Annotated in this window: 15 protein-coding genes; 9 read left to right on the forward strand and 6 right to left on the reverse strand. The window is 66.8% G+C overall.

Annotated elements, in window-relative coordinates; translation table 11 throughout:
• Both ACLQ3C_RS15015 and lppU read left to right on the forward strand, forming a co-directional pair.
• Nucleotides 1-558 (forward strand): HNH endonuclease signature motif containing protein (locus ACLQ3C_RS15015; protein WP_425705882.1); only part of this gene is annotated, 558 nt, incomplete at its 5' end.
• A gap of 127 nt (nt 559-685) precedes the next feature.
• Entirely contained in the window at nt 686-1,243 is a 558-nt protein-coding gene (lppU, locus tag ACLQ3C_RS15020; protein WP_425705883.1) for an LppU family putative lipoprotein, read from the forward strand.
• 95 nt (nt 1,244-1,338) lie between these two features.
• Here the strand turns inward: lppU and ACLQ3C_RS15025 are convergent, their stop codons facing one another.
• From ACLQ3C_RS15025 to ACLQ3C_RS15040, 4 genes are all read right to left on the reverse strand, one after another.
• Nucleotides 1,339-3,003: a class I adenylate-forming enzyme family protein gene (locus ACLQ3C_RS15025; protein WP_425705884.1), complete on the reverse strand. Its 1,665-nt coding sequence runs from the start codon at nt 3,001-3,003 to the stop codon at nt 1,339-1,341.
• Nucleotides 3,000-3,965, reverse strand: a complete 966-nt coding sequence (locus tag ACLQ3C_RS15030) for a cyclase family protein (RefSeq protein WP_425705885.1) — start codon at nt 3,963-3,965, stop codon at nt 3,000-3,002. The genes ACLQ3C_RS15025 and ACLQ3C_RS15030 overlap by 4 nt, the downstream gene beginning before the upstream one ends.
• Before the next feature lie 152 nt (nt 3,966-4,117).
• Entirely contained in the window at nt 4,118-4,957 is an 840-nt protein-coding gene (locus ACLQ3C_RS15035) for a TetR family transcriptional regulator (protein ID WP_425705886.1), read from the reverse strand.
• A gap of 66 nt (nt 4,958-5,023) precedes the next feature.
• Nucleotides 5,024-5,590: a TetR/AcrR family transcriptional regulator gene (locus ACLQ3C_RS15040; RefSeq protein WP_425705887.1), complete on the reverse strand. Its 567-nt coding sequence runs from the start codon at nt 5,588-5,590 to the stop codon at nt 5,024-5,026.
• Between the two features lie 91 nt (nt 5,591-5,681).
• Between ACLQ3C_RS15040 and ACLQ3C_RS15045 the strand changes: the two genes are divergently transcribed.
• Nucleotides 5,682-6,599 carry an SDR family NAD(P)-dependent oxidoreductase gene (locus ACLQ3C_RS15045; RefSeq protein WP_425705888.1) on the forward strand — a complete coding sequence of 306 codons (918 nt, stop codon included), beginning with the start codon at nt 5,682-5,684 and terminating at the stop codon, nt 6,597-6,599.
• A 64-nt stretch (nt 6,600-6,663) separates the two neighbouring features.
• On the forward strand, nt 6,664-8,394 hold the full coding sequence (locus ACLQ3C_RS15050; RefSeq protein ID WP_425705889.1) for an AMP-binding protein: 1,731 nt from the start codon (nt 6,664-6,666) through the stop codon (nt 8,392-8,394).
• 25 nt (nt 8,395-8,419) lie between these two features.
• On the opposite strand, the gene ACLQ3C_RS15055 is transcribed toward ACLQ3C_RS15050, so the two are convergent.
• Together ACLQ3C_RS15055 and ACLQ3C_RS15060 are read right to left on the reverse strand one after the other, a co-directional pair.
• Nucleotides 8,420-9,091, reverse strand: coding sequence for an aminotransferase class I/II-fold pyridoxal phosphate-dependent enzyme (locus ACLQ3C_RS15055; protein ID WP_425705984.1), 672 nt, complete (start codon nt 9,089-9,091; stop codon nt 8,420-8,422).
• 12 nt (nt 9,092-9,103) lie between these two features.
• The gene (locus tag ACLQ3C_RS15060) at nt 9,104-9,799 is read right to left on the reverse strand and encodes an aminotransferase class I/II-fold pyridoxal phosphate-dependent enzyme (protein WP_425705890.1); all 696 of its coding nucleotides are present in this window, start codon (nt 9,797-9,799) and stop codon (nt 9,104-9,106) included.
• 122 nt (nt 9,800-9,921) lie between these two features.
• Here ACLQ3C_RS15060 and ACLQ3C_RS15065 point away from each other — a divergent pair, with 122 nt between their 5' ends.
• Genes ACLQ3C_RS15065 through ACLQ3C_RS15085 form a run of 5 tightly spaced genes read left to right on the forward strand, consistent with a single transcriptional unit; the run spans nt 9,922 to nt 16,069 of the window.
• The gene (locus tag ACLQ3C_RS15065) at nt 9,922-10,770 is read left to right on the forward strand and encodes a nitrilase-related carbon-nitrogen hydrolase (protein ID WP_425705891.1); all 849 of its coding nucleotides are present in this window, start codon (nt 9,922-9,924) and stop codon (nt 10,768-10,770) included.
• Between the two features lie 24 nt (nt 10,771-10,794).
• Complete coding sequence (gene hydA / locus ACLQ3C_RS15070) at nt 10,795-12,216, forward strand: dihydropyrimidinase (RefSeq protein ID WP_425705892.1); 1,422 nt, start codon at nt 10,795-10,797, stop codon at nt 12,214-12,216.
• A gap of 7 nt (nt 12,217-12,223) precedes the next feature.
• Nucleotides 12,224-13,246, forward strand: a complete 1,023-nt coding sequence (locus ACLQ3C_RS15075; RefSeq protein WP_425705893.1) for a TIGR03842 family LLM class F420-dependent oxidoreductase — start codon at nt 12,224-12,226, stop codon at nt 13,244-13,246.
• 4 nt (nt 13,247-13,250) lie between these two features.
• Nucleotides 13,251-14,579, forward strand: a complete 1,329-nt coding sequence (locus tag ACLQ3C_RS15080; protein ID WP_425705894.1) for an aspartate aminotransferase family protein — start codon at nt 13,251-13,253, stop codon at nt 14,577-14,579.
• Nucleotides 14,579-16,069: an NCS1 family nucleobase:cation symporter-1 gene (locus tag ACLQ3C_RS15085; RefSeq protein WP_425705895.1), complete on the forward strand. Its 1,491-nt coding sequence runs from the start codon at nt 14,579-14,581 to the stop codon at nt 16,067-16,069. Before ACLQ3C_RS15080 ends, ACLQ3C_RS15085 begins: the two co-directional genes overlap by 1 nt.
• Nucleotides 16,070-16,260 lie beyond the last annotated feature (191 nt).

Raw genomic sequence — 16,260 nt, forward strand, 5'->3', positions numbered from 1 at the left:
TCGCCGATGATCACCCCGGATGCTCCGGCGTTCACGCTGGTGGCGGATTCGGCGGGGGTGGTGGTGCCGCGGTTGCGTGGGTATGGGGTGATTGATCCGGTGTTGGCGGGGGAGTTGGCGCCGTTGGCGACCCGTGTCGAGGTGTCGGAGGCGGCGCGTCGCGCCGCGGCGCGGTTGGTGGAGTCGATTGCTGATCGGTCCCTGGCGCCGCCGTGGGATTCGAGTGGGCATGGTGGGCATGCCACGGCACCGCCGGGTGCGTTGCGGTATCGGCCGTCGGCGCGGGTGCGGGCGGAGGTGTTGGGTACCGATGTGTGGTGTCGGTTCCCGTACTGCGGCATGCCTGCGGAGGCGTGTGAACTCGACCATGTGGTGGCGTTCGATCATGCCGATCCGCGGGCCGGGGGTTGGACGCTGCCCGCGGACCTGATCCCGTTGTGCCGCCCCGATCATCAACGCAAGCACCTCGGGATCTGGCGGCCCACGTTGAACATCGACCGCACCGTCACCTGGCGTCACCGCGACACCGGACAGACCATCGTCACCCATCCACGCTGACCGGTGCGGTGATGGTGCAGCTGCGTTGTCGGATGTTCGAATGGCCCGACATCAGTGCATTGTCTGGAGTGTCGTAAAGTCTTCGCGTTGCCGGCAGGGGTCCGGTTCCAACGGGAGGAAATCGAAGATGCGTCGTCTGTCCATGCGAATTGCGCTGATTCTCGGCGTATCCGGGGTGATCGCGATACTGGTGACCGGATGTTCGGCATTGCCGTTCGGCAAGTCCACCCCGGTGTCGTCGGTCACCGAGAGCCAGGATGCCGGTGGTGACGTGGACTTCGAGGCTGCGATAGGAGATTGCGTCAAACTGACCGGGGACATGGTCCACGCCGATATCGAGCACGCAACCTGCGGGCAGGCACCCGCGAACTATGTGGTGGTGGCCAAGGCGCCGACCAAGGAAGCCTGCCCGTCGGATATCGACCAGACCTACTACGTCACCCAGGGCGGCAAGCAGCAGGGTGCCCTGTGCCTCGACACCGATTGGGCTGTCGGACAGTGCATGACGGTGCCGAGCTTCGGCGACCCGGCGCACGTCGACTGCTCATCGACGGACTACGACGCCCGCCGGATTCTGGCCGTGCGCCCAGGTACCACCGATGACAGCGAGTGCCCGGAGGGCACGACGAACTACTACACCTACAAGGAGCGGCACAAGCTCGTCTGCGTCGAGAAGCTGAGCTGACGTTGCCGAGCTGAACTGATCAGGGCGCAACGAAAGTCCGCCCGGTGGGTGCCGTTTCCGGCACCATCCCGGGCGGACTCCGCGTGGTCGCGGCGTTATGCGTCGCGCAATTCCCGGCGCAAGATCTTGCCGGTGACGGTCTTCGGCAGGTCGCCGACAACCTCGACCGACCGCGGATACTTGTAAGCCGCCATCTGTTCCTTGCAGAACGCGATCAGCTCATCCGGCTCCACCTGCTGGCCATCACGAAGCGACACATAGGCTTTCACCGTCTCGCCGCGGTACTCGTCGGGTACACCCACCACCGCCGCCTCGCGGACCGCCGGGTGGGTGTAGAGCACGTCCTCGACCTCACGCGGCCACACCTTGTAGCCGGAGGCGTTGATCATGTCCTTCTTGCGATCGACCAGATAAAACCAGCCGTCGGCATCCATGAAACCCACATCGCCGGTGTGCAGAGCACCGCCGGGTATCGACTTCGCGGTGGCCTCGGGCTTGTTCCAATACCCGGGCACCACCTGCGGGCCCGAGGTGACGAACTCGCCGATCTCGCCAACCGCGACGTCGTTGCCGTCTTCGCCGACGACCCGCACCACCGTGTTGAACACCGGCACACCCACCGACAACGCGCCCGACGCCGCATCCACCGGAGCCCGAACCCCGTGGGGCACACCGTGAGATGGCGAGTTGGTCTCGGTCAGCCCGTAGAAGTTGTGGATGTACGCGCCGAACACCTTCTCCAGCCGGTCGCCGACTGCGGGCGCGATCGGTGCGCCGCCGGAGAAGAGGATGCGCAGGCTCTCGAAGTCGTCGCGGGTCGCCCCCGGCGCCGACGCGAGAGCGTTGAATGCGGTGATCGCGGCGATCGCGAACACCGGCCGGTGTTCACGAATGGCGTCGAGCATGACGGCCGGGTCGAAGCGATGCGCGAGGACCAACGGCGATCGGGCCAGCATCGCGAACATCACGTGCCCGACGAGGCCGGTGATGTGGAACAGCGGTGCGATACCCAGGACACCCTCGCCGGGTTTGAGGCCGGTCCACTCCCGGTAGGTCTGCGCGTTGAACGCAAGGTTTCCATGGGTGTTCATGGCGCCCTTGGGGTTACCGGTGGTGCCCGACGTGTAGGCGAGAATCGCCAGATCATCGGGGCCGGGGGACACCTCGGGTAGATCGCCACCGGCGAAGTCGTCGATGATCGTCACCAGATCCAGGGTGCCCTCGGGCCGGTGGCGTTCCACCTCGGCGAACAGCCGCGGGTCGTCGCGGGTCTGGAAGTCCAGCGGCGAACATGTGATCACGGTGTGTACCGCCGTCGAACCCGAGTCGATGACGCCTTTCGCGACATCGGTGTAGAGATCCTCGAGCGTCAGCAGTGCCACCGCACCGGAATCGGTGAGCAGATAGGTCAGCTCGCGAGCCTTGTTCATCGGGTTGATCGCGACCGCCGCACCACCGGCCCGCCATGCCGCGATCAGACCGATCACGAATCCGGGATTGTTCTGCACGTACAACCCCAGCCGATCACCAGTGTGAAAGCCATGCTCCAGCAAGGTGACTGCCACGGCCCGCGACGCGCGGTCGACCTCGGCGAACGACATCGACCGATCGAAATAGACCAGGAACTCGTCGTCGGGGTTCTCGGCGACCGCGGCGTCGAAGACCGCCAGGCCACTGGCGTACTCCACCGCGATGTCGCCCGAGGTGCCCGGCGGATACAGCGACAACCATGGCCGCTCGGTGTAACGGCTTTCGGTCACTTGATCACCACCGGGTTGACCGGCGAGCCGGTGGCGTTCTGAATCCGCAACGGCGCTGCGACATAGAAGAATTCGTACACCCCGTCCGCGGCGCAGTCGGCGGCGAGCTTCTCCAGGTCGCAGATCTCGGTGAAGGCGACACCGAGATTGCGCATCAGCGCGTTGTGCAGGACCAGCGCGACCCCGTTGTTGGGGTCGGTGGTGACCTCGTTGCCGATGGTGTCGGTGACGAGGTTGGGGATCTCGTTGCGCTGGAACCACTCCACGAGTTCCGGCGAGTACACCAGACCCGGCTCGCAGAAGTCGTCGTAGAACTTGTCGCCCTGCGCGAAGAACAGCTCGAGGTGATTGGTCCGGAGGATCAGGATGTCGCGCGGCTTGATCTCGATTCCCTGTGCCCGCGCGCAGTTTTCGAGGTCGTTGTGGTCGATCGTCTCGCGCGGTCCGAGGCTGTCGACGCCACGGAATCGGGCGATGTCGAGCAGCACCGCACGCCCGGCGATACCCCGCTCGGCGATCGGCTCGACGCTGGCCTTGTCGAGGCCGCCGATGGTGGTGCGGGCGTCGTAGCCGTTCCAGATCTTGCCGTCGTACCAGACGTGTCCCAGCGCGTCGTACTGCGTCGAACCCTGGAGGAAGGCGCTGATCTTGTCGTCGGCATAGTGCAGGCCGCCGGGGAAGACCGGGCCATTGCCGCCGTCGTCCCAGTCGGACTCGTCCCACACCATCTCGCGGGTGGCGGGGCTGCGGCCCGGCCAGACCGGATCGCCCTTCGGGTCCCCGATCAGGCGCTGCAAGGTGAACAGCTCGCCCTTCTTGATCAGCGACGCGCCCGCGAGCACATGCTCGGCGGTCAGGTAGTTGAGGCTGCCGACCTCGTCATCGGGACCCCACTTGCCCCAGTTGCTGGGTGAGTCGTCGAGGAGTTCGGTGAGTGCGGGAGCGTCATGAGCGGTGGTCATCGGTGATCCTCCGGGAGAGTGGTGACAAGTTCTGAACAGTCCGAGCGATCGTTAGGCTCGCGTTCAGTGAGATGAGCATCACAGATCGCCGTGAACGCGTCAACCCCCGGTTTTATGGCCCGCTCGCCGGCTACCGACGCGGCGGTTGCGGTTCAGTCCGGCTGAACACGGCGGCCCATCATGGCCAGGGCCAGATCGGCATATTCGGCGGCCACCTCGGCCGGCGACTGCGGTCCGCTCACCGAGAACCAGTACGGCAACGCCATGCACATCGTCGCGATGGCGCGGCCGGTGTTGTGTGGATTGGGTGTGGTGAACGCGCCGGTGGCCACGGCCTTCGCGGCGACGACGTCGAGGTGGTGCTGCACTCGGCGGCGTTCGTCTGCCACGCGTGAACGGTCGGGCTCGACGAGGCTGCGCATCTCGGTGGCCGCGATGAACGCCAGGTCGCGACGCTGGGTGTGGCACAGCGTCAGCGCTTCCACCATCAAGGCGAAAGTCGTTACCGGGTCCGGGGTTTCGCTCGCGGCGGCGGTCATTCGCCAGTGCACTTCGTTCATCATGACGTCGAAGAGTGCGACGAGAAGTTGCTGCTTGCTGCGGTAGTGGTGATAGATGCCGGCCACGCTGATCCCGGCAGCGCCGGCGACCACGCGCATGGTGGCGCCGTGATACCCGGTCTCGGTGAAGACCTCCACGGCGGCGGCCAGCACCGGGTCGAGGTCGAGGTCGGCGAAGTGTCGCCAGTCGTCGTCGCCACGCGCGGGAGTCGGCGGTGCCATCGCGGTGTCCCTGGCGAGCAGTGCGGTCGCGGTCACCCCGAGAGCGGCCGCGACGGCGTTGAGCCGCTCGACGGTGACGGCCACCTTGTTGTTCTCGATGGCGCTCATCGTGCCGGCGCTGACGCCGAGGTGGCCGGCGAGGTCGCGCAGGGTCATACCCGCCCGTTCGCGCGCACGACGCACCGCGGCGCCTACCGCCTGTTCAGCCACACTGAACAATGTAGGCGAATGAGCCGGGCCTGTCTGCGGTTCGGCGCCGTCGGGAAGGCCCGCAGGCTAGGTGAGGCGGGCAACCGCGAGTTCCAGAAGTTCGTGGCGGCCGGCGGCCCACTTGTCCCGTGGCAGGTGTCCACTGAGGTCCAGGTCGGTGAGTCCGTGTGTCACCGCGAAGAGCAGGCCGGCGATCGGCAACGCGTCGGCGCGGCCGGTGACGCGCTCGACCAGGGCCAAGAAGCCGTCCTGCGCGCGTTCGCCCGCCGCGGTCGCCGACATGTCGCCGTCGGCCGGGACCGAGAACATCAACCGATACAGGTGCGGCCGTGCGCGCCCGAGATCGGAGATGGCGATCAACGCACTGCGCAATGCGTCGGCGGGAGTCTGCGAATCGTCCTCGACGATGGCTTCGAGACCGTGGGCGACCTCGCCCCAGGCCTCGACGGCGATCGCGGTCAGCAATGCGTCCTTGTCCGCGAAGTGGCGGTAGGCGGCGCCGCGCGAGACACCGGCTCCGTCGCCGACCGCACGGAGGGTCACGGCTTCGGGGCCACCGGAGTCGACGAGTGTGATCGCGGCGTCGAGTAGCGCGCGTCGGGTCCTGGCTGCGTTCTCCGTTCGGGTGCGCACCAGGCGAGACTACGGGTTGACGCCGTCAACTGGAAATGGTTAGGTGAGGTGACAGCGTCAACTGAAGGGTTTTCCCATGCATACGGTGGTCATGACCGGCGCGACTCGGGGGATCGGCCTCGCCGCCGCCCGTCACATTCTGTCCACGACCGGCGACGTCCATCTCGCGCTGCTCTCTCGAGGCCGGATGGATGAACTTCCCACCGGGCTGGCGGCGTACGCGGACCGGATCACGATGCTCCCCGCCGACCTCACCGACGCCACGAGTATCGACGGCGCCATCGCAACCCTCGTCGGTGCGCTCGACGCCGCGACACTGCCGCCGCTGAGTGCCCTCGGCCTCAACGCGGGAATCCAGTTCGTCGACGCGCTGCACGCCACCGGCGCCGGGCTGGAGACGACCTTCGCGGTGAACGTGGTCGCCAACCACCTGCTGATCATGGGTCTACGCGAGCACCTGCGCATTCCCGCGCGGATCACGATCACGGTGAGCGACACGCACTTCGGTGACTTCCGGCACACCGGCGGGCTGGTTCCGGCGCCCCGCTGGTCAGCTCCGCGGACGCTGGCCGCCCCCGGCGCGTTCGCGGACCCGGCGAGCACCGCGGCCGGCCGGACTGCGTATTCGACGAGTAAATTGGCCGCGCTCCATCTGGTCCACGAATGGGCACGTCACCTGCCGGCAGGACTCGACATCGTCTCGTACAACCCTTCCTTGGTGCCCGGTACGGGGCTCACGCGCGACGCCCGCGCGCTCGACCGGTTCGCCGGCCGGTGGGTGTTGCCGGCACTCTCGATCACGCCGCTCGTGGACCGGATTCCCACTGCCGGAGTTAAACTCGCCGACGCCATCCTCGCCCGGACCGCCGCAGGCAGCGGCGAGTACATCGACCGCACGCGGGTCGTCCCATCGTCGCCGGAGTCGTATGACCCACAACGCGAGCGCGAACTGTGGGACTTCCTCGAAGAACTCCGAAGACGCGTCCCGGCCGGTCCCGACAATCGATGACGCGGGCCGGTTACCCCCATTTCGGCAACACCGGTTGCCGAGTGTTCGTACACTCACGCACGCGATGCGCACACCTGACGATCTCGATCCCGATCCGCCGAACCGCGACGCCGAACCCGGCGACTACGACCGGCGACCCTGGCTGGCCCACTACCGTCCGGGACTGGGGGCGCACCTGCGGGTCGGGGCCGCAACCGCGCTGCAGATGTTCGATGCCACCGTCGCCACCCGACCCGATGCCATCGCCCTGGACTACTTCGGCCAGACGATGACCTGGCGTGAGGTCGACGCCGCCGCCGACGCGGTGGCCGGGCTGCTGGTGGCCCGCGGCTTCGCGCGCGGCGACCGGTGCGCACTGATGTTGCAGAACAACCCGGCCTTCATCATCTGCCTCGTCGCCACCTGGCGAGCCGGCGGAATCGCCGCCCTCATCAGCCCGATGGTCACCGCCGACGAACTCCGGCAGCGGCTCCACGATCACACCCCGACCGCGATCGTCGTACTCGACGACCTCTACACCGGGATCGTCGCACCACTGCTCGCCGACGGCACCCGCAGTGTGCGCGTCGTGCTGACCATCTCACCCCTCGACGGCCCGCAGGGGGTGGTCGACGAACCACGCCTGTTCGCCGACGCCGGACGTACCGCAGCAGGACGGCATCGGCCCGTCGACACCATCGACCTGCACACGCTGCTGCGCAGTACCACTCCCGCAACGGGATTCGACACAGTCGCCCGGTCCGTCGGTCCCGCCGACACCGCCGTACTGATGGCCACCTCCGGAACCACCGGCCCGCCCAAGGGCGCCTGCCTGTCGCATTCCAATCTGGTGTTCAACGCACACGTCTACCGCCGCTGGTGCGCGCTGGAGCGCGAACCGATCCTGGCGGTATCGCCGTTCTTCCATGTCACCGGATTGGTCGGGGCCGTCGCGCTCTCCATGCTGACCGGCGCGCCCCTGGTACTGACGCACCGGTTCCGCGCCGACGTCGTCCTCGACGCCATCCGGCGTGCGCGACCGTTCTTCATGGTCGCGGTGATCACCGCCTACATTGCGTTGGCTGATGAACCGTCCCTCACCGCAACAGATCTCGAGTCGTTGCGCGTGCGGCTGTCCGGTGGTGCGCCGATCGATCCGGCCACCGCCGAACGTCTCGAGGCGCGCCTGGGCGGCTACATCCACAACGTCTACGGCCTCACCGAGACGTCATCCCCAACCCACATGGTGCCCATCGGCACGCCGGCCCCCGTCGACCCGGAGACCGGGGTGCTCTCGGTCGGGCTCCCGGTCTTCGACTCCGTCGCGCGCGTCGTCGACGACGACGGCACGCAGCTCCCGGCCGGTCAGATCGGCGAGCTGGTGGTGTCCGGCCCGCAGGTGATCGGCGGCTATTGGCGCAACCCGCGCGCGGACGCCGAGGCATTTCTCGGTGGCGAACTACTCACCGGCGACATCGGTTTCATGGATGCCGACGGCTGGTTCTATGTCATCGACCGCAAGAGCGAACTGATCAACGCCTCCGGCTACAAGGTGTGGCCCAACGAGGTCGAGCGGGTACTGCGTGCGCATCCCGACGTCGTCGACGCGGCCGTCGTCGGCATCCCCGACGAATACCGCGGCGAGTCGGTCAAGGCGTTCGTCGTTCTCCGGCAGCCCGATGGCGCCACCGAATACGATCTGATCGAATACTGCCGCGAGCGGCTCGCGGCGTACAAATACCCACGCGAGATCGAGCTCGTCGGCGAGTTGCCGCATACCGCCACCGGAAAGCTGCTGCGGCGCAGGCTGAGATGAGTCCGGGATGCCCGGTGCCCATCGGTCACCGCAAGGCGAAGAAACCCGCTTCGCCGCCGGACGCAGCGGTTGCGATGGTGGCGGCGACCCGCTCGAAATCCGCGCGCAGCGTGGCGATCGTGACGCGCACGTGGTCGCCGCCGCGCGCCGGTCCCGCGACGAACGGTTCGCCAGGCGCCACCTGGATGCCGTTGGCGGCCAGATGAATCAGTGCGCTGCGCTCGTCGGCGACGGGGACCCACACATTGAAGCCGTCGGTTCCGATCACCTCGATCCCGTTGCCGCGCAAGGTGTCGACCAGTGCGGTGCGGCGGGTGTGATACACGGTCCGGGCATGGTCGACGGCGGCGATGGCGGCCTCGTCGGTGAGTAATTCGTAGAGCACCCGTTGCAGCAGCCGCGGAGTCCATCCGGGCCCGAGCCGTCGCGTCGAGGCGATCCGGTCGATCACCTCGCGGGGCCCGGTCATCGCGGCGATCCGCAGATCAGGTCCGTGCGACTTGGAGAAGCTGCGCACGTGGATCACCTGCTCGGGCAGCCAGCGCGACAGGCTGACGTCCGGGGCGCTCACGGCGGCGCCGCTGTGGTCGTCCTCGATGACGACGCAGCGCGCGCCGCGCAGCAGGCGTGCGAGCTCGCGGGCCCGCGCCGCCGTCATGCTCACGCCGGTTGGATTGTGCGCACGCGGTTGCAGAATCGCCGCGGTCGGTTACTGCGAGACCGCCTGTGCGAAAGCAGCCGGATCGGGTCCGTGCGGATCGATCGGCACCGCGACATGCTGGAGTCCGAGACCCTCGAGCAGGTCGAGGAACTGCGGAAATGTCGGGTCCTCCACGATCACCCGGTCGCCGTAGGTGGTGACGGCCTGCAAGGACCGGGCCACCGCGTCGAGGGCGCCGTCGACCACGGTCAGTGCCTGCGCCTTCGACGGCCACCGGGTGCGCAACAGCTCACCGAGCTCAGGTACGACGGGGTGATCGTGATAGCTGGTGGTGGCGGCCCGCTTGGCGACATTCGCCAGTGCCGCAGCGAGTTCCGGGAGCAGTTCCGGATCGGGGGAGCCCTTGGAGAGATCGAGTCCGATGCTGCCGTGGGTGCGCGCCATCGTCGCCGTCCGCGACGCCCGCGCGACATCGACGCCGGCCCTCGCGGCGACGAAGGTCCCACTGCGTCCCCGCGAGATGACCAGACCCGAGCGGGCCAGCGCCTTCCAGCCATGGCTGACGGTGGCCGGGGAGACACCCAGCTGGGCCGCGAGGTGGCGCACCGTGGGCAGCCGGTCGCCGGGAACGAGTTCACCGGCCCGGATCATCCGTCCGATGGCCCCGGCGATCCCGGCGGGGGAGGGGTCGTCGATCACGATGCGCTGCGGCGCGGCGTCGGCGGTGGGATCGTCTATGGACATCGGCTGCTCCGTTGTAACAATTGCTCTACGGGGAGAAATATTCTCGAAATGTTTACTGGCCACAGTGTCATTCAATTCAAGCACACGGCGAGGTGTCTCACCGGCAACGGAGGTAGCGAGCAATGACCGTGATCAGAGCGGCGATCACTCAGGCGGCATGGACCGGTGACGAGGAGTCGATGGTCGTCAAACACGAAGGGCTGGCCCGGCAGGCCGCTGCGGAAGGAGCGCACATCGTCTGCTTCCAGGAGCTGTTCCACGGCCCGTACTTCGGGATCGTCGAGGACGCCAAATACTACGAGTACGCCCAGTCGGTGCCGGGGCCGCTCACCGAGCGCTTCGCCGCGCTCGCCGCCGAACTCGGCATCGTGATCGTCTTGCCCGTCTACGAAGAAGAGATGCCGGGCCTCTACTACAACACCGCCGCGGTGATCGACGCCGACGGCAGTTACCTCGGCAAATACCGGAAGAGTCACATCCCGAATCTCGACCGGTTCTGGGAGAAGTTCTACTTCCGGCCCGGCAATCTCGGATACCCGGTCTTCGACACCGCCGTCGGCAAGGTCGGTGTGTACATCTGCTACGACCGTCACTTCCCGGAGGGCTGGCGCGAACTGGGTCTCGGCGGCGCCGAGATCGTCTTCAATCCGTCGGCCACCAAACCCGGGCTGTCCAACCGGCTGTGGGAACTCGAACAGCCCGCCGCCGCGGCCGCCAACCAGTACTTCGTCGCCGCAAATAACCGAATTGGCACCGAGACAGGCGAATTCGGTGACAAGGCGGTCACCTTCTACGGCAGCTCCTACTTCGCCGATCCGCGCGGCAACTACGTGGGCGAGGTCGCCTCCACCGACGCCGAGGAGGTCGTGGTGCGCGAAATCGACCTGGATCTGGTGCGCGCGGTGCGCAACGACTGGCAGTTCTACCGCGATCGGCGGCCCGACAGCTACGACGCGATCCCGCAGCGCTGACGACCCGATCCCGAGAGGACAACCATGGCAACCACGTTCATCCACGGCGGCAGCGTCGTCTCGGCCACCGGCACCGGTGCCGCCGACGTGCTGGTCGACGGCGAGCGGATCGTCGCACTGCTCGAGCCGGGATCGACGGTGCTCGGCGCCGACCTGGCCACCACTGCCGGCACCGTCATCGACGCGACCGGCAAATACGTGATCCCCGGCGGGATCGACGCGCACACCCACATGTCGATGCCGTTCGGTGGTACGCAGGCCAGCGACACCTTCGAGACCGGCACCCGCGCGGCGGCGTGGGGCGGAACGACCACGATCATCGACTTCGCCGTGCAGAAATACGGTGAGCGACTTCAGGATTCACTCGCCACCTGGCACGATATGGCCGCGGGTGAATGTGCGATCGACTACTCGTTCCACCAGATCGTCGGTGACGTCGACGCCGAGTCGCTGTCCGCGATGCGGGGCCTCGCCGACGAGGGCATCACCAGTTTCAAACTGTTCATGGCCTACCCCGGTGTCTTCTACAGCGACGACGCCCAGATCGTGCGGGCCATGCAGGTCTCCGCCGACACCGGGCTGCTGACGATGATGCACGCCGAGAACGGGCCCGCCATCGACGTGCTCGCCGAACAACTCGTCGCCGCAGGCAAGACCGACCCGTACTATCACGGCATCGCCCGGGCCTGGCAGCTCGAGGAGGAGGCCACCCACCGGGCGATCATGCTTGCCGACCTCACCGGGGCGCCGCTCTACATCGTGCACGTATCGGCCAAACAGGCCGTCACCCAATTGGCCGCCGCCCGCGATGCCGGACGCAACGTCTACGGCGAGACCTGCCCGCAGTACCTGTATCTCTCGCTCGAAGACCAGTTGGGCGCACCGGGATTCGAGGGTGCCAAGTGGGTGTGCTCCACGCCGCTGCGGTCGAAGCACGAACATCATCAGGACGAGGTGTGGCAGGCACTGCGCACCAACGACGTACAACTGGTGTCCACCGATCACTGCCCCTTCTGCATGAAGGACCAGAAGGAGATGGGCATCGGCGACTTCACCAAGATCCCCAACGGGATCGGGTCGGTGGAGCACCGGATGGACCTGCTCTATCAGGGCGTCGTCGACGGCAAGATCAGTCTGGAGCGGTGGGTCGAGATCACCGCCACCACGCCGGCCCGGATGTTCGGGCTCTACGGCCGCAAGGGTGTCATCGCGCCGGGCGCCGACGCCGACATCGTCATCTACGACCCGAACGGACACACCTCCATCGGCATGGGCAAGACCCACCACATGAACATGGACTACTCGGCCTGGGAGGGCTACGAGATCGACGGTGCCGTCGACACCGTGCTCTCCCGCGGCACCGTGGTGGTCGGTGACCGTGATTACGTCGGCACCAAGGGGCACGGCCGGTTCGTCCGCCGTGAACTGAGCCAGTACCTCATCTAGGAGCATCATGGATTTCGGAGTTGTCCTGCAATGCCATCCGCCGGCGGCCCGCACCATCGCGTTGACCCGGCTGGCGGAATCCCATGGCTTCAACCATGTCTGGACGTTCGACTCGCACGTCCTCTGGCAGGAGCCCTATGTGCTGTTCGCGCAGATGCTGGCCGAGACGCGACGTATCACGGTCGGGCCGATGGTCACCAATCCGGCGACGCGTGATTGGACGGTCACCGCATCGCTGTACGCGACACTCAACGAGATGTACGGCAACCGCACCATCTGCGGCATCGGCCGCGGCGACTCGGCGGTCCGGGTCACCGGCGGCGCGCCGACCACGTTGCGGGATCTGCGGAAGGCCGTGCACGTCATCCGGGAACTCGGCAATTCTCGCGAGGTCGAGATCAACGGCACCACAATAGTTTTCCCGTGGAGCTCGGGATCGCAACTGCCGGTGTGGGTGGCTGCCTACGGTCCCCGGGCGCTCGCGCTGACCGGCGAGGTGGCCGACGGCTTCATCCTGCAGCTCGCCGACCTCGACATCGCCTCGTGGATGATCGACACCGTCCGCTCGGCCGCCTCCGACGCCGGTCGCGACCCCTATGACGTGAAATTCTGTGTGGCGGCGCCGATGTACGTCGGCGACGACCTCGCCCATCAACGCGACCAGTCGCGCTGGTTCGGTGGCATGGTCGGCAACCACGTCGCCGACATCGTTGCGCGCTACGGCAACGACGGATCGGTGCCCGCCGCGCTCACCGACTACATCACCAGTCGCGAGGGTTACGACTACAACCAGCACGGACAGGTCGGCAACAGCCACACCGACTTCGTCTCCGACGAGATAGTGGACCGCTTCTGCGTACTCGGCAGCGCCGAGGACCACCTCACCAAACTCGAAGCCCTCGAAAAGCTCGGCGTCGACCAGTTCGCGGGTTATCTGCAGCACGACAACAAGGAGGAGACGATGCGCGTCTACGGCGAGCGGATCATCCCCATCCTCACCAGAACCGCCGGCGCGGTGCGAAAGGGATAGGGACGTGAGCACTCTCGAGACCACCGCCGACGAGCGCGCCCGGCAACTGGACCGGCAATATGTGTTCCATTCCTGGTCGGCGCAAGCAGATCTCGACCCGATCGTCATCACCGGTGGCCGCGGATGTCGGGTCTGGGACGACTCCGGTCACCGATATCTGGACTTCTCCAGCCAGATGGTCAACACCAACATCGGCCATCAGCACCCGCGGGTGGTCGCCGCGATCACCGAACAGGCACAGACGTTGTGCACCATCGCGCCGTCCACGGCGAACCTCGCGCGCGGCGAGGCCGCCCGCCGGATCGCCGAGCGCGCCCCCGACGGCCTGAACAAGGTGTTCTTCACCAACGGCGGCGCCGACGCGGTGGAGAATGCGATCCGGATGGCGCGCCTGCACACCGGCCGCGACAAGGTGCTCAGCACCTACCGCTCCTACCACGGCAACACCGGTGCCGCGGTCGTCGCCACCGGCGACTGGCGGCGCATCCCCAACGAATTCGCGCGCGGGCACGTCCATTTCCACGGCCCGTTCCTCTACCGCTCGGAGTTCTTCTCGGACAGTCCCGAGCAGGAGACCGAACGCGCGCTCGCACATCTGGAACGGCTCGTCGCCGTCGAGGGTGCCTCGAGTATCGCGGCGATCCTCATCGAATCGGTGCCCGGCACCGCGGGCATCCTGGTGCCGCCGCCCGGCTATCTCGCCGGGGTGCGTGAGATCGCCGACCGGCATGGCATCGTGCTGATCCTCGACGAGGTGATGGCCGGATTCGGCCGCACCGGACGGTGGTTCGCGTTCGAGGCCCATGACGTGGTGCCCGATCTGATCACCTTCGCCAAGGGTGTGAACTCCGGCTACGTCCCGATCGGCGGGGTGGTGATCGCCGATCACATCGCCGAGACCTTTGCGCACCGGATCTTTCCCGGCGGACTGACCTACAGCGGTCATCCGCTCGCCGCGGCATCGGTGGTGGCGACGCTCGACGCGATGGCCGACGAGGGCATCGTCGAGAATGCGGCCCGGGTCGGCGCCGAGGTGATCGGTCCCGAATTGGCCACGCTCGCAGAGGAGTTCCCGATCATCGGCGAGGTCCGCGGGGCCGGGGTGTTCTGGGCCCTCGAACTCGTCACCGACCGCGCGTCGCGCGAACCGCTACCCGCGGCGCGGGTGGCGGCGATGAGATCGGAGCTCGCGGCACGCGGGTTGCTGGCGTTCACCGTCGACAACCGGATTCATGTGGTACCGCCGTGCGTGGTCACCGACGACGAGGTCGGCGAGGCAATGGATATATATCGAGAAGTCTTGCGCGACAACAGCGAAGGGATGGTGCGGTGATGGCCGACACAACAGTTCAGCAGATGCCCGAGAAGTCCGTCCTGTTCAACGCCGATCTGGCGCCGACCGCCGAGGGCAAGGCCACCTGGCGGTCCTGGGACCTGTTCTGTCTCTGGATGACCTCGGCGCACAGCCTGGGTAGTTACACCTTCGCCATCGGTATGCTCGCGCTGGGCCTGACGGGGTGGCAGACGATGCTGGCGCTGTTCGCCGGCGTACTCGGACTGTGGTTGGGCTCCAACCTGATCGGTGCCGCCGGGCAGAAGGTCGGGGTGCCGTTCCCGGTCTTCGCCCGCGCCACCTTCGGCATCTTCGGTTCCAACATCCCCGCACTGTTCCGTGGCTTGGTTGCGGTGTTCTGGTACGGCATCCAGACCTATCTCGCCTCCCTCGCGGTGATCGCTTTGATCGTGCGCATCTGGCCGGGTATGGCGTCGTGGACCCACGGTGGCTTCCTCGGGCAGAGTCCGCTCGGGTGGATCACCTTCATGGCCCTGTGGACGGCTCAGCTGCTGGTGCTCAGCTACGGAATGGAGATCGTCCGCAAGGTCTCCGACTTCGCCGGGCCGGTGGTGTGGATCGGCATGATCGCGCTGGCCATCTGGATGCTCGACCAGGCGCATTGGAGCATCGACTGGAATGCGCGGATCGGCAACGTCTTGTCGACCCCGGCCACAATCGCCGCATTCGTCGCGGTGGCGTTCCTGATGATCGCCTACATGGCGGGACCGCTGGTGAACTACAGCGACTTCGCGCGGTTCGCACCGTCGAAGAAGGCGATCAAGCGCGGTAACGCGTTGGGTATCCCGTTGAACGAAACGGCTTTCGTGGTGTTGTCGATCGTCATCTCGCTGTGTGCGCTCAAGGTGTTCGGCGACGGCACGATGGATCCCGTCGCCCTGGTGTCCAAGGTGGATTCGGACGTCGTCGTGGTGATCGCGGCCGCGCTGTTCGCGATCGCGACCGTCGGTATCAACGTCGTGCTGAACTTCGTCTCACCCTCGTACGACATCAGTAACGTCGCGCCCAAGTACATCTCGTTCCGGACCGGCGGAATCATCACCGCGGTGCTCTCGATCCTGGTGCTGCCGTGGAAGGTCTGGGGCAGCGAGGTCGCGATCGTGTACTTCCTCGGCGGCGTCGGATCGCTGATGGGCCCGGTGTTCGGCATCCTCATCGTCGACTACTACATGCTGCGTCGGCAGCGGACGAAGATCTCCGACCTGTACACGGTCGACCCGAGCGGCACCTACCACTTCCGCCGGGGATTCAATCCGGCCGCGATCGTGGCACTGCTGGTATCCGGCTCGGTCGCGGCCGTCGTCGCGCTCGTCCCGGAGTCGCAGAACATCACCGCACTCAGCTGGCCGGTGGGTGCGTTGCTCGGGGCGGTGCTGATGCTGGTGCTGAGCCGCTTCATCGGCGCCGACCAGGGCTTCACCCACTCGACCACCGACGTGCCGGTGGCGTCGGAGGCGAGTGTTGTCTGAATCGGTAGACATCTCTCTCGGAAACCGCGACCGATGTCTGACCGATCTTCTCGGCAGGAGTCGCGCCGACACCTTGCACTCACCCTGGTCGAGTGCTAAAACGGACGTTGGCACTCGCGGACTGTGAGTGCCAGGTCGGGACGGTGAGATCGGTACCGAATGACACACCGGTCGTCCGTCGCGGGCACCGA

It is taken from the genome of Gordonia sp. DT30, assembly GCF_049844915.1.
In the GTDB taxonomy this organism is placed as follows: domain Bacteria; phylum Actinomycetota; class Actinomycetes; order Mycobacteriales; family Mycobacteriaceae; genus Gordonia.